Raw genomic sequence first — 15,151 nt, 5'->3', positions numbered from 1 at the left:
CATGGACACCACCTCCACCAGGCAGCCTGCCAGGCCTGATCAGCCAGCCGATCCGGAGGCCATTACCTCGCCAACCTTCTGAGGTGCGGCACTAGAAGTCTGTCAGCGCGACGAGCAAGAGCATAGAGTCGGCGACGGAGGGCTAACCCGTGCGCATGATCTTGCCCCTCCGATGGGTCGAGCTGGCGGCGCCTGCGGTCTCAACCTGACTCTCTATTGGCATCGCCCGGCACGCGCCGTCGGGCCTGGCTCCGCTTGGGCTGAAGTGTGATGCGCCCCGGGCCTGGTGCAGGTCTCGTTGTCTGTCACCCAGCCCGGGCGGGCTCGAAGGGTTGATCGTAGCGTGACCTGTGATAGGTGGCTTCGACCGTAGCGGGGGCGTGCTGGCCGAGCTCGCCGTGTACGCGGCGATGGTTGTACCAGTCGACGTATTCGGCCACGGCGATCTCGACATCCCGGACCGGCTGCCAGCCACGGCCGCGAACGATCGGGTTATGAATCAACTCGCCCTTGAACAGGGAATTGAATGCCTCGGCCATCGCATTGTCGTAGGAATCTCCACGCGAACCAACCGAGGAAACCATGTCTGCTACGGCCAAGCGCTCGGTATAACGAATGGCTCGATACTGAACTCCACGGTCGGAATGATGTACAAGTCCGGACACGTCTTGTCCGGCTCGTTTCCTGGCCCAGATCCCCATCTCCAGGGCGTCGAGGGCGAGATTCGTGTGCAACGAGGTCGACACCTGCCAGCCCACCACCATTCTTGAGAACACATCGATGACGAACGCGGCATACACCCATCCCGAAAACGTCCGGATATAGGTGATATCCGCTACCCAGAGGTGGTTCGGCTGATCGGCCGTGAAGCGGCGGTCGACCAGGTCTGCCGGCGAAGGTGAGGCCGCAGCGATAGTGGTCCTGGGCCGCCTGCCACGCCGTAGCCCCTGCAGGCCCTTCTGGCGCATCAGCCTCTCGACCGTGCAGCGAGCCACGCGGATCCCCTCACGGTTGAGTTGGGCATAGACTTTCCGTGCCCCGTAGACGCCGTAGTTCTCGCGGAACACGCGTTCAATCTCGGTGAGCAGCTCCGCGTCGCGCAGGAGTCGTGTCGACGGGGCGCGTTTCTTCGCTGCCCAATTTTGGTCTTGCGGTCGAGCTCCGCGGCGGCGAAAAACGCCGAGGCCGTTTTCAAGATCTCGTTCGCCCGCCGCAATTCACGCACCTCGCGTTCCAGTTCCGCGATCCGCGCAGCGTCGTCGCTGGTGCGGCCGGGCGACGTGCCGGCGTCGATCTCGGCCCGCTTGACCCACGTCCGCAACGCCTCCGGGTGCACGTCCAACTGACCCGCGACCCGGCGGATCGCCGCCATCCGCTGCCCCTCGGCCGCGATCGCATCCAACGCCATCCGCGTCGCCCGCTCACGCAGCTCATCGCTGTACTTCTTCGGTGCCGGCATGCTCTGCATCCTCCCTGGAATCAGAGCCCGCACAGAACCCGGGGCGCATCACTGCCCTCCTCGCTTCTTTCCGTTTCAGCGAGAGGAAACCCGGTGGACCATGACGTCATCGGTATCGACCACACCGCCGCCGGAGACCAGCCACCAGCATCCCGACTCCACACCGGCACCACCAACGTCATGGCCTCATACAGTCGACGCGGGTGAGAACGTTGTCGGCAGCAAATGCGAGTGCGGGTCAGCCCGCCACGCCGAACCCGTTGCGGGAGCGCAGTTCTTGCGTCAAGCTGCCCGCCAGTCCTGACAGTTCGGCGGCCGTTTCGGCGAGCCGTGGCGCGAGCGATTCCATGCGTTCGTCGGTCAGCTGCAGGCTCGGGCCGGCGATGCTCACGACCCCGAGCGGTGCCCGTGTGTCCGGGTCGATCAGGGGGGTGGCCATAGCGGAGATGCCTTCTTCGACGCTGTCGTGGACGCGCGCCCAGCCGCGCTCGCGGGCTTCCCGGATGCGGGACTGCACCTCGGCCAAGGTCGTGGGCGCGTTGTGGCCCGCCGGGTAGCGTTCGTCGAAGTCCTGGCGGGCGACGAGGCGCAGGGCGTCATTGTCGCTGAGGCCCGAGAGCCATGCGACGCCGCTGGCGGTGGACGCGAACGGCACCTCCGAGCCGTGGTCGGGGTCGTAGCGCAGGCCGGCGCGGGAGCCTTGGGATTTCGCGACCCACAGCAACTGCTCGCCGTCGACGAGACCGAGCCGGACCAGCTGTCCCGATTCGGTGGCCAGCCTCGCCAGCACGGGCACGGCTAGCTCGAAGATCGTGCTGCTGGCCAGGTGCTGGAGGCCCAGGCTGACGACTCGCAACGTGAGCGCGTAATTGCCCGACGGCTCGTGCTGCCGGGCGAACCCCTCGTCGACGAGGGTTACCAAGATCCGATGCGCGGCGCTCTTGGGCAGGTCCACCGCCTCGGCGATGCGGGTGAGCGGCAGGCCTTCCGGCGACCCGACCAGGCACTGCAGTACGGCCAGGCCACGTGACAACGCCCCTGCTGGCATGGCTCCCCGCTCTCTGCCGCACCGAGGTCCGGCCGCCGCCCCCGGGCGCCGTCGGCGCGCCCCCGGTCTCATCGTCAGTCGATTGACATCATAACAGAACGGTGTTCCACTCTTGAAGGCCGTTCCATCTTATGGTGCACTTTCGGCGCTCGGCCGCGGTCTCCTCAGGACGGCCGTGTCGGCAGCGGGTCGAGCTGGGCCGGTTTCGCAGTCAAACAAAGGAGTTTGAATGTCTTCGTCGTTGTCGGCAGCAAGGGACGCGTCGCCGCCGGGTGACACTCGGCCGGTGGCCGGGGGCAACGGCGAGCGCACCAAGGCCGCACGCCGCAAGCGAGTCCGCCGCCGGATCTGGAGCGTCGTCCCGATCGCCACGTTCGGAGGCATCATCGCGCTGTGGGCGCTGGTCGTCGCCGTGCTGGACATCCCCAACTACCTGCTGCCAAGCCCGTGGGCGGTGTTCGAGCAGATCGTGACCGGCTGGTCCGTGTTGTGGGACAACGCGCAGACCACGATCGCCGAGATCCTCCTCGGTTTCGGCATCTCCATCGTCATCGCGATCCCGCTGGGACTGCTGGTCGCCCGCTCGCTCGCGGCCCGGCAGATCATCTACCCGCCGGTGATGCTCGTGCAGCTCGTGCCGAAGGTCGCCGTCGCGCCGCTGTTCGTGGTGTGGCTCGGGCTCGGCTTCAGCTCCAAGCTCCTGCTCACGGTGCTGATGACCTTCTTTCCCCTGTTGGTATCCAGCATCAGCGGATTCTCCATTCTGGACACCCGCCTGTTGTACCTGACGAAGTCGATGGGCGCGAGCGGCTGGCAGACCTTCCGCTACCTGCGGTTCCCAGCCGCGCTCCCGGTGATCTTCTCCGGCCTCAAGACCTCGGCGACACTGGCCGCGACCGCCGCCATCGTCGCCGAGTTCGTGGGGGCCAACAGCGGACTCGGGTACGTGCTGCTGCAGGCCACCAACACGCTCGACTCCACCACGGTCTTCGCGGTCCTGGTGCTGCTGACACTGCTGGGCGTGATCCTGAACTACCTCGTCGAACTCATCGAGTTCCTGCTGACCCCCTGGCAACGCGCGAAGCTCACCTGAGCCGTCGTTCGCGAAAACTCCCCTCCCCGCAACGAAAGGTCTTCCCATGCACACCGTGTTCAGAAGGGCCGTGGCCGTCGTCGCCACAGTCGGTTCCATGAGCCTCGCCGTCGCCTGTTCGTCTGACGGGTCCGGGTCCTCTTCGGACGGTTCGGGCGGGACGAAGATCAGCTTCCAGCTCAACTTCCCACCGGGCGGGTCGAACGCCGGGTTCGCCGCCGCGGTCGAGGAGGGCTACTACAAGGCCGCCGGCCTCGACGTGACGATCGTGCCCGGTACCGGTTCGTCGCTCACCGCGCAGATGGTCGCCTCCGGCCAGGCCTCGATCGGGTACGCCGACTCCACTGCGACCGCGCAGCTGATCGCCAAGCAGGCACCGCTGTCGGTGCTGGCCACGGTCTACCAGTCCAATCCGAACGCCGTCCTCGCCCTCCCGGGCAGCGGCATCACGTCGGTGCGGGACCTGAGGGGCAAGAGGGTGGGGACGCCGGTGCCGTCGTCGCAGGCGACGATGCTGCCGCTGTTCCTGGCCGCCAACGGCCTGTCGGCCAAGGACGTCAACCTGGTCAACCTCGCGCCGACGTCGCTGGTCCAGTCGCTTCTGCAGCACCGCGTCGACGCCATCCTCGGGTCGACCGACGCTTACCAGGTACAGCTCGAACAGCAGAACGCCGGAAAGCTGTTCGTCGCGCCGTTCGCGACCAACGGTGTGCCGACGGTCAGCACGTCGATCTTCGCCGACAAGGACTGGGCCGCGTCGCACGCGACCGAGGTGAAGGCGTTCGTCAAGGCGTCGTTGCAGGGCTGGCACTTCGCCGCCACGAACCCGGACAAGGCGACCGCGGACGTGACGAAGCTGTGGGGTGCCAAGGCGGACAAGGCCTCCGGCGCCGAGCTGAAGGCCATCATCGGCAGCAACCTGCTGTGCGCGGGCGGTGCGAAGTTCCTCGGCAAGGCCGAACCCGCCCAGTGGGTCAAGACGCAGGACCTGCTCTCCCAGGTCGGCCTGCTGCCCAAGGGCGTCGACCCGACGAAGTACTACAGCTACGACTACCTGCCGGCGGATTTGCAGCCGTGCCCCGTGAAATGAGGAATGGTCTGATGAAACCGCACGCAGAACCCGCATCCGGGAGGCCCCGACCATGACCGCCGCGCAGTCCGCCGGCCCCGCTACCCGGGCGGCGAGCACCCCGATCGTCGTCGACGGGGTCAGCAAAGTCTTCGGCGAAGACACCGACAAACCGTTCGAGGCGGTGCGGAGCGTGTCGATGGACATCGCACCCGGCGAGTTCGTTTCGGTCGTCGGCCCTTCCGGCTGCGGCAAGAGCACGCTGATGCTCATGGTCGCCGGCCTGCTGGAGCGCTCGACCGGCACCATCACCGTGGGTGGTGCGACCGTCGAGGGTCCGATCACCGACGTCGGCATCGCGTTCCAGGACCACCTGCTGCTCGATTTCCGCACGGCGGAGAAGAACGTGCTGCTGCAGGGGGAGATCCGCGGGCTGGACAAGGCCCGGCTCAAGGCCCGTTCGGACGAACTTTTCGAGCAGCTGCGCCTGGGTCAGTCGAAGTCGCGATACCCGCGCCAGCTGTCGGGTGGCATGCGCCAACGCGTGTCGCTCATCCGGACGCTGGTGCACGACCCATCGGTGATCCTGATGGACGAGCCGTTCGGCGCGCTCGACGCCCTCACCCGGCTGCAGGTGCGCACCGACCTGGAAGCACTCTGGCTGGAGCGCCGTCCGACGGTCGTGTTCATCACGCACTCGGTGGAGGAGGCGGTGGGACTGTCCGATCGGATCTTCGTGATGAGCCCGAGCCCGGGAGAGATCGTCGACGAGATCGTGGTGGAGCTGCCCCGGCCCCGGCCGATCGTGCTGGGCGAGTCGCCCGACTTCTTCGCCTACGTCGACCGCATCTACACGCAGTTCCAGCGGATGGGTGTCCTGCACGGGATCGACGTGCCCGCCACCGGCGGGGGCGCCTGACGGGCTGCCGACGGTGTCCCGGTGCTCGTCGCCCGTGGGGGCGCCGGGGCACCCGCTCGGGTCAGCTCGACACGCCGAGTTCGCGGGTCCGGATCTCCTGCGCCAGGCTGCCCGCCAACCCCGACAGTTCCGCCGCCGTCTCCAGCAGGCGCGGCACGAGTTCCGCCATCCGCTTGTCCGGCAGCTGGAGACTCGGGCCGGCGATGCTCACGACGCCCAGCGGCGCACCGCTGTCGGGGTCGACCAGAGGGGCCGCCATGGCGGAGATGCCTTCTTCGACGCTGTCGTGGACGTGGGCCCAGCCACGTTCGCGGGCTTCGCGGATGCGGGACTGCACCTCGGCCAGGCTGGTGGGTGCGTTGTGTCCCGCGGGATAGCGCTCGTCGTAGTCCTGGCGGGCGACCAGGCGGAGGGCTTCGTCGTCGGTGAGCCGCGACAACCAGGCGACGCCGCTGGCCGACGACGCGAACGGGATCTCGGAGCCGTGGTCGGGGTCGTAGCGCAGACCGGCACGGGCGCCCTGCGACTTGGCCACCCACAGCAGCTGTTCACCGTCCACCAGGCCGAGGCGGACGAGCTGGCCGGACTCCGCGGCCAGCCGGGCGAGCACAGGTACGGCGAGTTCGAAGATGGTGCTGCTCGCGAGGTGGCGCAGGCCGAGGCTCACGATCTTCAATGTGAGCGCGTAGTCGCCCGACGGCATCTGCTGCCGTACGAACCCTTCCTCGATGAGGGACGTCAGGATGCGGTGCGCGGCGCTTTTCGGCAGGTCCAGGTCCTCGGCGATGCGCGCCAGCGGGACGCCCTCCGCGTGACCGACGAGGCTCTGCAGAACACCCAGGCCACGCGACAATACCCCTGCTGCCATTGCTCCCTGCTCTCCGCCGAACCGACGTCCGGCAAGCGTAGCCGAGCGCTGCCAGGACGGCGCTCAGTGTGGTCACCAGCGGATTGACAATTTTTCAGAACGATGTTCCACTATTGAAGTCCGTTCCACTTTTGGCGGGATGCCCGCCGCCGTGAGAGACAAAGGAGTCGGAGTGCCCGCCGTCGAGACCGTGCTGAGCCAGGGCAGCTTCCCGCACCTGGACACCGGTGTGTTCATGACGGCGGCGGCCGGAGCCGGGTTCGACGCGGTGGCGGTGTGGCGCCAGGCGCCGGGGTATCGCGGCGCCAGCGCGACGACCAAGGCGGCTGAACACGCGGGGATCCGGGTGGACACGGTGTGCCGCGGCGGTTTCCTCGGCCACGCCGAGCACGACGAGACCGTGCGCGCGCTCGATGAAGCGGCCGAGCTGGGCGCCGGTGTGCTCGTGGTCATCGCCGGGCCGCCGCGCCCCGGGGATCCGCGGGCGGCCGAAGAAGACCTCGAGGCCGCGCTCGAACTCGCGCTGCCGGCCGCGGAACAGGCCGGCGTCGTCGTGGCGCTGGAGCCCTTCCACCCGGTGCTCGCCGCCGACCGGTCGTGGCTTGTCACATTGGCGCAGGCGAACGAGATCGTCGAACGGTTCGACTCGCCGTTCCTCGGGATCGCCGTCGACAGCTACCACCTGTGGTGGGATCACCGTCTCGCCGCCGGGCTCGACCGGGCCGGGCGCCGGATCGCCGCCGTGCAGATCGCCGACTCGGTCGTGCCGGGGCCCGGACGGCTGCCGCCCCGGGGTCTTCCGGGTGAAGGCGTCGTCCCGCTCCGCGAGTTCGTCCGGCTTACCCGGGAAGCCGGCTATGCGGGCGCGCTCGAGATCGAGGTGCTCGGAGACCGGTTCCGGTCGCTGTCGCCGCTCGAAGCCGCCCGTTCGCTCAAGACCGCTCTCGACGACACCGGAGTCGGGGCAGAGGAAGGAAGCAACGCATGAGCAGGGAGATCCCCCGGCAAGGACTGCTGTATGAGGACCTGTCCGTCGGTCTTTCGTTCCGCAGCCCCGGCCGCACGATCACGGATGCCGACGTCGTCGGCTTCGCCGGGCTCACCGGGGACTACTCCGAGGTGCACACGAGTGACGTCTACGCCAAGGCCAGCCAGTTCGGCCGGCGGATCGCCCACGGGATGCTCGGGCTGGCCTACGCCCACGGGCTGATGTGGCCGCGTACAGAGCTGTTGCGGAACACCGCGATCGCGTTTCTGGGCATCAAGGAGTGGCGGTTCGTCGGGCCGATCTTCATCGGCGACACGATCTTCGTGAACTACTCGGTCGCCGCCATGCGCGATTCGAAGTCCAAGCCGGACCAGGCGATCGTGACCTTCGACGTCGAGGTGGTCGACCAGGACGGGCGAGTCTGCCAGCAGGGGCAGAAGGTCGAACTGCTGTCCAAGGTGCCGCTGGATGGCGTCGCTGCGAGTGAAGGCGCCGGCAACTGATGGCGGGGCGGTTCACCGGCAAGCGCGCTCTGGTCACCGGCGGGGGCCGGGGCATCGGCCACGCGATCGTCGAGCGACTCGCAGCGGAAGACGCCGAGGTCGTGGTGGCCGACGTCGACCCCGCCCACGCGCAGTCGGCGGCGGAAGCTCTGCGGGACAAGGGGTTCACCGCCGAGGCGCGGATTCTCGACGTCGGCGACCCCGCCTCGTTCACTTCGCTCGACGAGCGGCTCGACGTGGTGGTCGCGAACGCGGGGATCCAGACCTTCGCCCCCGCGAGCGAACTGACCATCGCCGACTGGGACCGGGTGCTCGACGTCAACGCGCGCGGCACGCTGCTGACCCTGCAACTGGCCGCGCGATGCCTGCGCGAGGGCGGCTCGGCGGTCACCGTCGCCTCGATCCAGGCGCTGCTGCCCAACGCGCTGTCGGCGAACTACGCCGCGTCCAAGGCCGCCGTGCTCAGCCTGACGAAGTCGTTCGCGGCCGAGCTCGCACCGCGGGGGATCCGGGTCAACGCCGTGGCGCCGGGCCGGATCGACACCGCCCTGTCCGACTTCGGCAGCGAACAAGTCGGGCGCATCACCGGACAGGACGCGGCGGACGCGCTGCAACGCCGGCTCTCGACCAACCCGCTGGGCCGCATCGGCCGGCCCGGCGAAGTGGCGGCCGCGGTGGCGTTCCTCGCGTCCGACGATGCGTCGTACATCACCGGCGAGTGCGTGAACGTGTGTGGCGGGGACGTGATGGCGTGATCCCCCTCGATGCGGCGCCGTCCGGCCGGGACCGCACCGACCTGCACCTTTCGCCCGAGGAGGCCGTCGCGCTCGTGCCCAGCGGCGCGACCGTGGCGGTCGGGGGCACCGGATCCCTCCTGCAGGTCCCCGAAACGCTCCTCGCGGCGCTCGAACAGCGCTGGGAGGACGGTGGTTCACCATCCGGTCTCACCGTCGTGCACGTGATGGGACTGGGCGACCACGAAGGACGGGGTGTCGACCACGTCGCGATCCCCGGCCTGGTCCGCCGGTTCGTCGGCTCGCACTTCGTGCTCTCACCACGGGAACAGGGGGTGATCGCGCGCAACGAGGTCGAGGCCGTCGGCCTGCCCGCGGGCACGATCTCCTTGCTGTACCGAGAGATCGCCGCTGGTCGGCCCGGCCTGCTCACCGACATCGGCCTGGGCACCTTCGTCGACCCGCGTCGGCAGTGGGGGCGGATGAACGAACGCACCACCACCGGGCTCAGCGAGCTGGTGACCCTCGCCGGGCAGGAGTGGCTGTTCTACCCGCGATTCGGCCTCGACATCGCGCTGCTGCGCGCCACCGAAGCCGACGTCGACGGCAACATCGGCATGGACGACGAAGCCGCGTTCGGCGACAACCTCGCCATCGCGCAGGCCACCCACGCCAGTGGAGGACTGGTGCTCGTCGAGGTCAAGCGGCTCGTCGACCGGGGCGAGATCCCCGCGAACCGGGTCCGGATCCCCGGACCGCTGGTCGACCACGTCGTGCTCACCGGCTACCCGAACCAAACGCCGATCACGGTCGCAGACCCGCGCCGCACGGGCACACTGCCCAACCGGCCGACCGAAGTCGAGCCGCTGCCGTTCGACGAGCGCAAGGTCGTCGCACGCCGGGCGGCGGTCGAGCTGCACGAGGGCGACCTCGCCAACCTGGGCGTCGGCATGGCCAACGGCATCAGCTACGTCGCGTTGGAAGAAGGGTTCCTCGACCGCTTCACCCTCACTGTGGAGCAGGGCGTCTTCGGCGGCCTGCCCGGAGTCGGGCTCGACTCCGGCACCGCGATCAACCCGTCGGCGATCGTGGACATGCCGAGCCAGTTCGACCTCTACGACGGCGGTGCGCTCGACTTCGCCGGGCTCGCCTACGCCGAGATCGACCGGCACGGCAACGTCAACGTCGCCGCGGCCGGTGGCAAACCGATCGGCCCGGGCGGATTCATCGACATCAGCCAGAAGGCCCGCACGGTCGTCTTCTGCGGCACCCTGCGCGGGGGAGGGCTCGACGTCGGCGTTGCCGACGGGCGCCTCGTCATCGCGAAGGACGGCCGCTACCCGAAGTTCGTCGACGAGGTTTCCCACATCTGCTTCAGCGCCGAACGCGCGCATGCGCAAGGACAGCACGTGCTGTACGTGACCGAACGCGCGGTGTTCCGGCTGGCAGCCGAGGGGGTGGAGCTCGTCGAACTCGCCCCCGGCGTCGACCTGCACCGGGACGTGCTCGACCAGATGGGCTTCGTGCCGTTGATGCGGTCGGAACCGCGCTTGATGGATTCCCGCCTTTTCCGGCCCGAGCCGGCGGGACTGAAACCGCACCCGCGCCGTGACAAGACCACAGAAAGGCCGTAGTTCTCATGACCGATGCGTTCGAAGGTGTCCGCATCCTCGATTTCACCCAGCTCGAACAGGGTCCGTCGGCCACCCAGGTGCTGGCCGACTTCGGGGCCGAGGTGATCAAGGTCGAGCGGATCGACGCCGGCGAGATCGGCCGGTTCCAGCCGCCGTTCCTGGCGAACGGGTTCAGCCCGCACTGGTCGGCGACCAACCGCAACAAGAAGAGCATCAGCGTCGACGTGAAGTCTCCGGAGGGCAAAGCTCTCGTCCACCGCCTCGCGAAGGACGCCGATATCGTCGCGAGCAACTTCCGGCCAGGCGTGATGGACCGGCTCGGCTTCGGCTGGGACGAGCTCTCGAAGATCAACCCGCGGATCATCGTCGCCTATGCCTCGGGGTACGGGCTGTCCGGGCCGTACGTGCACCGCCGCGGCCAGGACCTGGCCGCCCAGGCGATCAGCGGCCTGATGGCGCTGACCGGCAGCCAAGCGACCGGTCCGGTGCCGGTGGGCACGTTCATGATCGACTACCTGGCGTCCATGCAGTTCGCGCAGGGCATGATGATCGCGCTCGCGGCGCGGGAGAAGACCGGCCACGGCCAGGTCGTGGACTCGAACCTCCTCAACGCGGCGATCACCAGCCATCTGCAGGAAGGCACGACCTACCTCAACACCGGGCAGCGGTTCGACCGGCCGTCGGCCGGCATCGCCCACGCCCACAACACCGCGCTGTACGGCTACTACGAAGCCGCCGACGGCCTGTGGTTCACGCTCATCGGCGAGTTCTACGTCGACGAGCAGTGGCGGCGCTCGGCTCGCGCGTGCGGGCTCGCGCAGGAACACGTGGACGACCCGCGGTTCCAGACCATCGAGGGCCTGCGCGAGCACACCGAGGAGACGCACCGGCTGCTCGCCGAGGCGATCCGGAAATTCCCGCGAGCGGAGATCATGGCCCGCTTCGAAGCCGAGGACGTGCTCGTCGCACCGGTGCACGAGTACGATGCCGTGTTCGAGGATCCGCAGGTGCGCCACAACGGTCTCGTCATCGAATCCGATGTGGACGGAGTGGGTCCGGTCAAGTGGGTCGGCATGCCCGTCTCGCTCTCGGAGACCCCGGCGCGGCTGCGCCACGTCCCGCCGAAGATCGGCCAGCACAACGACGACGTTCTCACCGCGGCCGGCCTCACCCTCGAACAGATCGCGCACCTGAAGGCCACGGGCGTGATCGGCTCCGAAGCCGACCGCGAACGCGCCGGCGGCGCAGCCGCCTGGTCCTGACCCCCAGCAAGGAGATCCCCCGCAGTGACCACCCTGAATTCGACGTCGCTCGTCCTGCCCACCCTGGACGGCGGCACCACCCGGCACGTGATGCACGAAGCAGTCGACTATCCACGCCACCCGGCGCCGTTCGCTTCGCGCACCGTGCTCGCGGCCGCCCACGTGGTCGCCGATGCGCGAGCCGACTACCAGCCGGGGCACCGGCCGCCGGTCGACTGGGAAGCGACCATCGCGTTCCGGCAGCACCTGTTCTCCTACGGTGTCGGCATCGCCGAGGCCATGGACACCTCCGAGCGCGGGCCTGGCGGCCTGGATTGGCCTCAGGCCCAGGAGCTCATCCGTCTCGGAGTCGCGGCCGCCCGGGAAGCCGGGGCCGCCGTGGTCGCCGGGGCCGGTACCGACCAGCTCACCTCGGCCCGGCCCGAACTCGCCGAGATCGTCGACGCCTACACCGAACAGCTCGAGTTCGTGCAGGCCCAGGGGAGCGCCGCGGTTCTGCGCGCGAGCCACGCCCTGGTATCCGTCGCGAAGACCTCGGACGACTACCTGTCGGTGTACCGCGACGTGCTGTCGAAGACCGACAAGCCCGCCATCGTGCACTGGCTCGGCACCGGGTTCGACCCGAGCCTGGCCGGGTACTGGGGCCACACCGACGTGCTCGCCGCCATGGACGTGGTCGTGCAGCTGGCCCGGGACAACGTGGAGAAGCTCGAAGGCATCAAGTTCAGCCTGCTCGACCACGAGCTGGAGCAGGAGTTCCGCCGCCGCCTGCCCGCCGGCGTGAAGGTGTTCACCGGCGACGACTACGGATACACCGACCTGCTGCTCGGCGACGGGAAACACCACAGCCACGGTTTGCTCGGCGTCCTCGACCCGATCGCGCCCATCGCGTCGGCCGGATTCGCCGCACTCGACGCCGGCGACGAAGCCGGTTTCACCGACACGATGAACCGCTCGATCCCGCTCGCCGTCAAGATGTTCGAGGCCCCGGCCGACCGGTACAAGGTCGGTACCGTCTTCGTCGCCTGGCTCTCGGGCCACCAGGACCATTTCCGCATGGTCAGCGGGCGTGAAGGCATGCGGTCGTTGCAGCACCTGACCGACCTGTTCGTGCTCACCGACGAACTCGGTCTCTTCCCCGACCCCGAGCTGGCCGCCCACCGCATGCGCCTGCTGCTGGCCACCGAGGGGATCGAGTGACCTCGCCGACGCCGCCGCCGGTCCGCGCCGTCCCGGTCGAGCAGGTCCGCCGCGCGCTCGCCGGTGCGCGCCAGGTCGCGGTGCTCGACGACGACCCCACCGGCACGCAGACCGTGCGCGAACTGCCCGTGCTGACCCGCTGGACGGTCGAGGACATCCGCTGGGCCCTGCGGCAGGGCACAGCGGGGTTCTACGTGCTCACCAACACGCGGAGTCTCTCGCCCGAGGATGCCGCCGCCCGTGATCGCGAAGTCGCCGAAGCCTGCCTCGCCGCGGCCGAACGGGAGGGCGTCCAGCTCGTGTTCGCCAGCCGCAGCGATTCGACCCTGCGCGGTCATTTCCCGCTGGAGACCGACGTCCTGGGCGACGTGGTGTCGCGCCACGGCGCGGCGGTCGACGGGGTGCTGCTGGCACCGGCCTATGTGGACGCCGGGCGCGTCACGATCGAGGGCACGCACTGGCTGCGCGGCGCCGACGGTCTCGTGCCGGTGGCCGAGAGCGAGTTCGCCCGCGATGCGACTTTCGGCTACCGCTCGTCGAAGCTCGCCGAGTGGGTCGAGGAGAAGAGCGCGGGCCGCATCCCGCGCGGCGAGGTCGCCGAGCTGACGCTGAACATGATTCGCACCGGCACGGACGAAACGGTGCGTACCTGCCTGAACGACGCCCGAGACGGCCGGGTGGTGGTGCTCGACGCCGACGAGGACGACGACCTCCGCGCGAGTGTGCTCGCGATCCTCGCGGCGGAACAGGACGGGAAAACGTTCCTCTACCGCGTCGGCCCGTCGTTCGTGCGAGCGAGGGTGGGCCAGGACGCGCAACCGCCGATCGACGACGAGACCCTTGCGCGACTGGTCGAGGGCGACGCGCACGGCCTCGTCGTCGTGGGGTCCCACGTGGGACTCACGAGCAGGCAGCTCGAGTACCTCGCCGCACGGCGCCGGTTCACCACCGTCGAGCTCGACGTGCCGACGATCCTCGACGACCGGCTCGCGCGGCAGCACCTGCGCGACGCGGTCACCGCGGCCACGACAGCGCTGGCGGACTCACTGGTCGTCCTGCGAACCTCGCGAACTCTCGTCACGGGCCGGGACGAAGCGCACAGCCTGGAGATCGCGCGGCGGGTCAGTGCCGCGCTGACGCGGGTCGCGGGGGAGACCGTCGCGGCGCGGCGTCCGTCCTATGTGGTCGCGAAGGGGGGTATCACCTCGTCCGACGTGGCCACCGAATCTCTCGGGATCGACCGGGCGTGGATCCGGGGTTCCCTGCTGCCCGGGATCGTCTCGCTGTGGGAGCCGGCGGCGGGTCCCGCGCAGGGGCTGCCCTACATCGTTTTCGCGGGGAACGTCGGCGGCGAAACGTCCCTGGCCGACGTCATCGACCGACTGGAGAGAGCATGAGCACGCGCATCGTCATCACCGGCGGCGCCGGATTCCTCGGGGCCCTGCTCGCCCGTCGCCTGCTCGAAGCCCCGATCGGCTTCGGCGGCGCGGCGCCCGAGGAGATCGGTGAGCTCGTCCTCGTCGACTTGGTCGCCCCGCCTGCCGACCTCATCGCCGACACGCGGGTACGCCCGGTCGTCGGCGACCTCGCGGCAGCGCTCGACGAGCTCGGTCCGGTGGACGCGATCTTCCACCTGGCCGGTGTGGTCAGCGGCGCGGCCGAGGCCGACTTCGATCTCGGCATGCGGACCAATCTCGACGGCGCCCGCATGCTGCTGGAGTACGCACGGGCGCTGGCCGTGCCGCCGGTGGTGGTGTTCTCCAGCTCGCTGGCGGTGTTCGGCAGCGACCCGGCGATCGGCCCGATCGGTGACGTCGACGACGACACCCTGCCGCGGCCACAGTCCAGCTACGGCATCCAGAAGTTCATCGGCGAGCAGCTCGTGGCCGACTACACCCGCAAGGGATTCGTGCGCGGCCGGTCGGTGCGGCTGATGACCGTGTCGGTGCGACCGGGAAAGCCCAACGCGGCGGCGTCGAGCTTCCTGTCCGGCATCATCCGCGAGCCGCTGGACGGAGAGCGCGCCGCTTGTCCGGTGCCGCCCGATACTCCGATCGCCTTGTCCTCCCCGCGCAAGACGCTGGAGGGCCTGCTGCGGGCGGCCGAAGTCGACGACGCGACTTGGGGAAGCGCCACCGCGATGAACCTGCCCGCGCTCACCACCACTCCGAAGGACATGGCCGCGGCACTCGACCGCGTCGCGGGTGCCGGACAGAGCGGGCTCATCGACTGGACCGAAGACCCGGCTGTCGGCGCCATCGTGCGCAGCTGGCCCGCCCGGTTCCACACGCCCCGGGCCGAAAAGCTCGGCCTGGAACCGGAACTGTCCTTTGACGACATCGTCCGCGCCTACGTCGACGGCCTGAAGTAAGGA

General features: G+C 69.1%; 14 protein-coding genes. 11 read left to right on the top strand and 3 right to left on the bottom strand.

Going from position 1 to position 15,151, the window contains the following annotated elements; translation table 11 throughout:
* Positions 1-305: 305 nt before the first annotated feature.
* Together AB0K15_RS45855 and AB0K15_RS45850 are read right to left on the bottom strand one after the other, a co-directional pair.
* Positions 306-1,459, bottom strand: a protein-coding gene (locus AB0K15_RS45855) for an IS3 family transposase (protein WP_364067049.1) whose coding sequence is annotated in 2 segments (ribosomal slippage) — positions 306-1,165 and positions 1,165-1,459 — 1,155 coding nt in all. Because the reading frame shifts where the segments join, the coding sequence is not laid out codon by codon here.
* A 238-nt stretch (positions 1,460-1,697) separates the two neighbouring features.
* Positions 1,698-2,507, bottom strand: a complete 810-nt coding sequence (locus AB0K15_RS45850) for an IclR family transcriptional regulator (protein ID WP_364067044.1) — start codon at positions 2,505-2,507, stop codon at positions 1,698-1,700.
* Positions 2,508-2,736: 229 nt separating this feature from the next.
* On the opposite strand from AB0K15_RS45850, the gene AB0K15_RS45845 reads away from it, so the two are divergent.
* The 3 genes from AB0K15_RS45845 (at position 2,737) to AB0K15_RS45835 (ending at position 5,588) form a co-directional block, all read left to right on the top strand.
* Positions 2,737-3,600, top strand: a complete 864-nt coding sequence (locus AB0K15_RS45845) for an ABC transporter permease (RefSeq protein WP_364067038.1) — start codon at positions 2,737-2,739, stop codon at positions 3,598-3,600.
* Between the two features lie 97 nt (positions 3,601-3,697).
* Entirely contained in the window at positions 3,698-4,690 is a 993-nt protein-coding gene (locus AB0K15_RS45840; protein ID WP_364067033.1) for an ABC transporter substrate-binding protein, read from the top strand.
* Between the two features lie 52 nt (positions 4,691-4,742).
* Entirely contained in the window at positions 4,743-5,588 is an 846-nt protein-coding gene (locus AB0K15_RS45835) for an ABC transporter ATP-binding protein (RefSeq protein WP_364067029.1), read from the top strand.
* Between the two features lie 61 nt (positions 5,589-5,649).
* On the opposite strand, the gene AB0K15_RS45830 is transcribed toward AB0K15_RS45835, so the two are convergent.
* Complete coding sequence (locus AB0K15_RS45830; protein ID WP_364067025.1) at positions 5,650-6,456, bottom strand: IclR family transcriptional regulator; 807 nt, start codon at positions 6,454-6,456, stop codon at positions 5,650-5,652.
* Positions 6,457-6,628: 172 nt separating this feature from the next.
* Here AB0K15_RS45830 and AB0K15_RS45825 point away from each other — a divergent pair, with 172 nt between their 5' ends.
* Genes AB0K15_RS45825 through denD form a run of 8 tightly spaced genes read left to right on the top strand, consistent with a single transcriptional unit; the run spans position 6,629 to position 15,148 of the window.
* A complete protein-coding gene (locus tag AB0K15_RS45825) occupies positions 6,629-7,444 on the top strand; it encodes a sugar phosphate isomerase/epimerase family protein (RefSeq protein WP_364067023.1) in 816 nt (271 codons plus the stop codon).
* The gene (locus AB0K15_RS45820) at positions 7,441-7,947 is read left to right on the top strand and encodes a MaoC/PaaZ C-terminal domain-containing protein (RefSeq protein ID WP_364067020.1); all 507 of its coding nucleotides are present in this window, start codon (positions 7,441-7,443) and stop codon (positions 7,945-7,947) included. The genes AB0K15_RS45825 and AB0K15_RS45820 overlap by 4 nt, the downstream gene beginning before the upstream one ends.
* On the top strand, positions 7,947-8,702 hold the full coding sequence (locus AB0K15_RS45815) for an SDR family NAD(P)-dependent oxidoreductase (RefSeq protein ID WP_364067018.1): 756 nt from the start codon (positions 7,947-7,949) through the stop codon (positions 8,700-8,702). Before AB0K15_RS45820 ends, AB0K15_RS45815 begins: the two co-directional genes overlap by 1 nt.
* Positions 8,699-10,315 carry a CoA-transferase gene (locus AB0K15_RS45810; protein WP_364067017.1) on the top strand — a complete coding sequence of 539 codons (1,617 nt, stop codon included), beginning with the start codon at positions 8,699-8,701 and terminating at the stop codon, positions 10,313-10,315. The genes AB0K15_RS45815 and AB0K15_RS45810 overlap by 4 nt, the downstream gene beginning before the upstream one ends.
* Before the next feature lie 5 nt (positions 10,316-10,320).
* Entirely contained in the window at positions 10,321-11,577 is a 1,257-nt protein-coding gene (locus tag AB0K15_RS45805) for a CoA transferase (RefSeq protein WP_364067015.1), read from the top strand.
* Positions 11,578-11,601: 24 nt separating this feature from the next.
* On the top strand, positions 11,602-12,777 hold the full coding sequence (locus AB0K15_RS45800) for a DUF993 family protein (protein WP_364067012.1): 1,176 nt from the start codon (positions 11,602-11,604) through the stop codon (positions 12,775-12,777).
* Positions 12,774-14,174, top strand: a complete 1,401-nt coding sequence (locus AB0K15_RS45795) for a four-carbon acid sugar kinase family protein (protein WP_364067010.1) — start codon at positions 12,774-12,776, stop codon at positions 14,172-14,174. The genes AB0K15_RS45800 and AB0K15_RS45795 overlap by 4 nt, the downstream gene beginning before the upstream one ends.
* Positions 14,171-15,148: a D-erythronate dehydrogenase gene (denD, locus tag AB0K15_RS45790; RefSeq protein ID WP_364067008.1), complete on the top strand. Its 978-nt coding sequence runs from the start codon at positions 14,171-14,173 to the stop codon at positions 15,146-15,148. Before AB0K15_RS45795 ends, denD begins: the two co-directional genes overlap by 4 nt.
* Positions 15,149-15,151 lie beyond the last annotated feature (3 nt).

Source organism: Amycolatopsis sp. NPDC049253, assembly GCF_040678995.1.
Classification (GTDB): Bacteria; Actinomycetota; Actinomycetes; order Mycobacteriales; family Pseudonocardiaceae; genus Amycolatopsis.
The sequence above is the reverse complement of the archived record's forward strand: the minus strand, read 5'-3'. Positions and strand labels throughout refer to the sequence as shown.

Excerpts from the sequence above, each read along its gene's own strand:
- AB0K15_RS45850 (WP_364067044.1), bottom strand. The coding sequence starts at position 2,507 with ATGCCAGCAGGGGCGTTGTCACGTGGCCTGGCCGTACTGCAGTGCCTG.
- AB0K15_RS45845 (WP_364067038.1), top strand. The coding sequence starts at position 2,737 with ATGTCTTCGTCGTTGTCGGCAGCAAGGGACGCGTCGCCGCCGGGTGAC.
- AB0K15_RS45840 (WP_364067033.1), top strand. The coding sequence starts at position 3,698 with ATGAGCCTCGCCGTCGCCTGTTCGTCTGACGGGTCCGGGTCCTCTTCG.
- AB0K15_RS45835 (WP_364067029.1), top strand. The coding sequence starts at position 4,743 with ATGACCGCCGCGCAGTCCGCCGGCCCCGCTACCCGGGCGGCGAGCACC.
- AB0K15_RS45830 (WP_364067025.1), bottom strand. The coding sequence starts at position 6,456 with ATGGCAGCAGGGGTATTGTCGCGTGGCCTGGGTGTTCTGCAGAGCCTC.
- AB0K15_RS45820 (WP_364067020.1), top strand. The coding sequence starts at position 7,441 with ATGAGCAGGGAGATCCCCCGGCAAGGACTGCTGTATGAGGACCTGTCC.
- AB0K15_RS45815 (WP_364067018.1), top strand. The coding sequence starts at position 7,947 with ATGGCGGGGCGGTTCACCGGCAAGCGCGCTCTGGTCACCGGCGGGGGC.
- AB0K15_RS45805 (WP_364067015.1), top strand. The coding sequence starts at position 10,321 with ATGACCGATGCGTTCGAAGGTGTCCGCATCCTCGATTTCACCCAGCTC.
- denD (WP_364067008.1), top strand. The coding sequence starts at position 14,171 with ATGAGCACGCGCATCGTCATCACCGGCGGCGCCGGATTCCTCGGGGCC.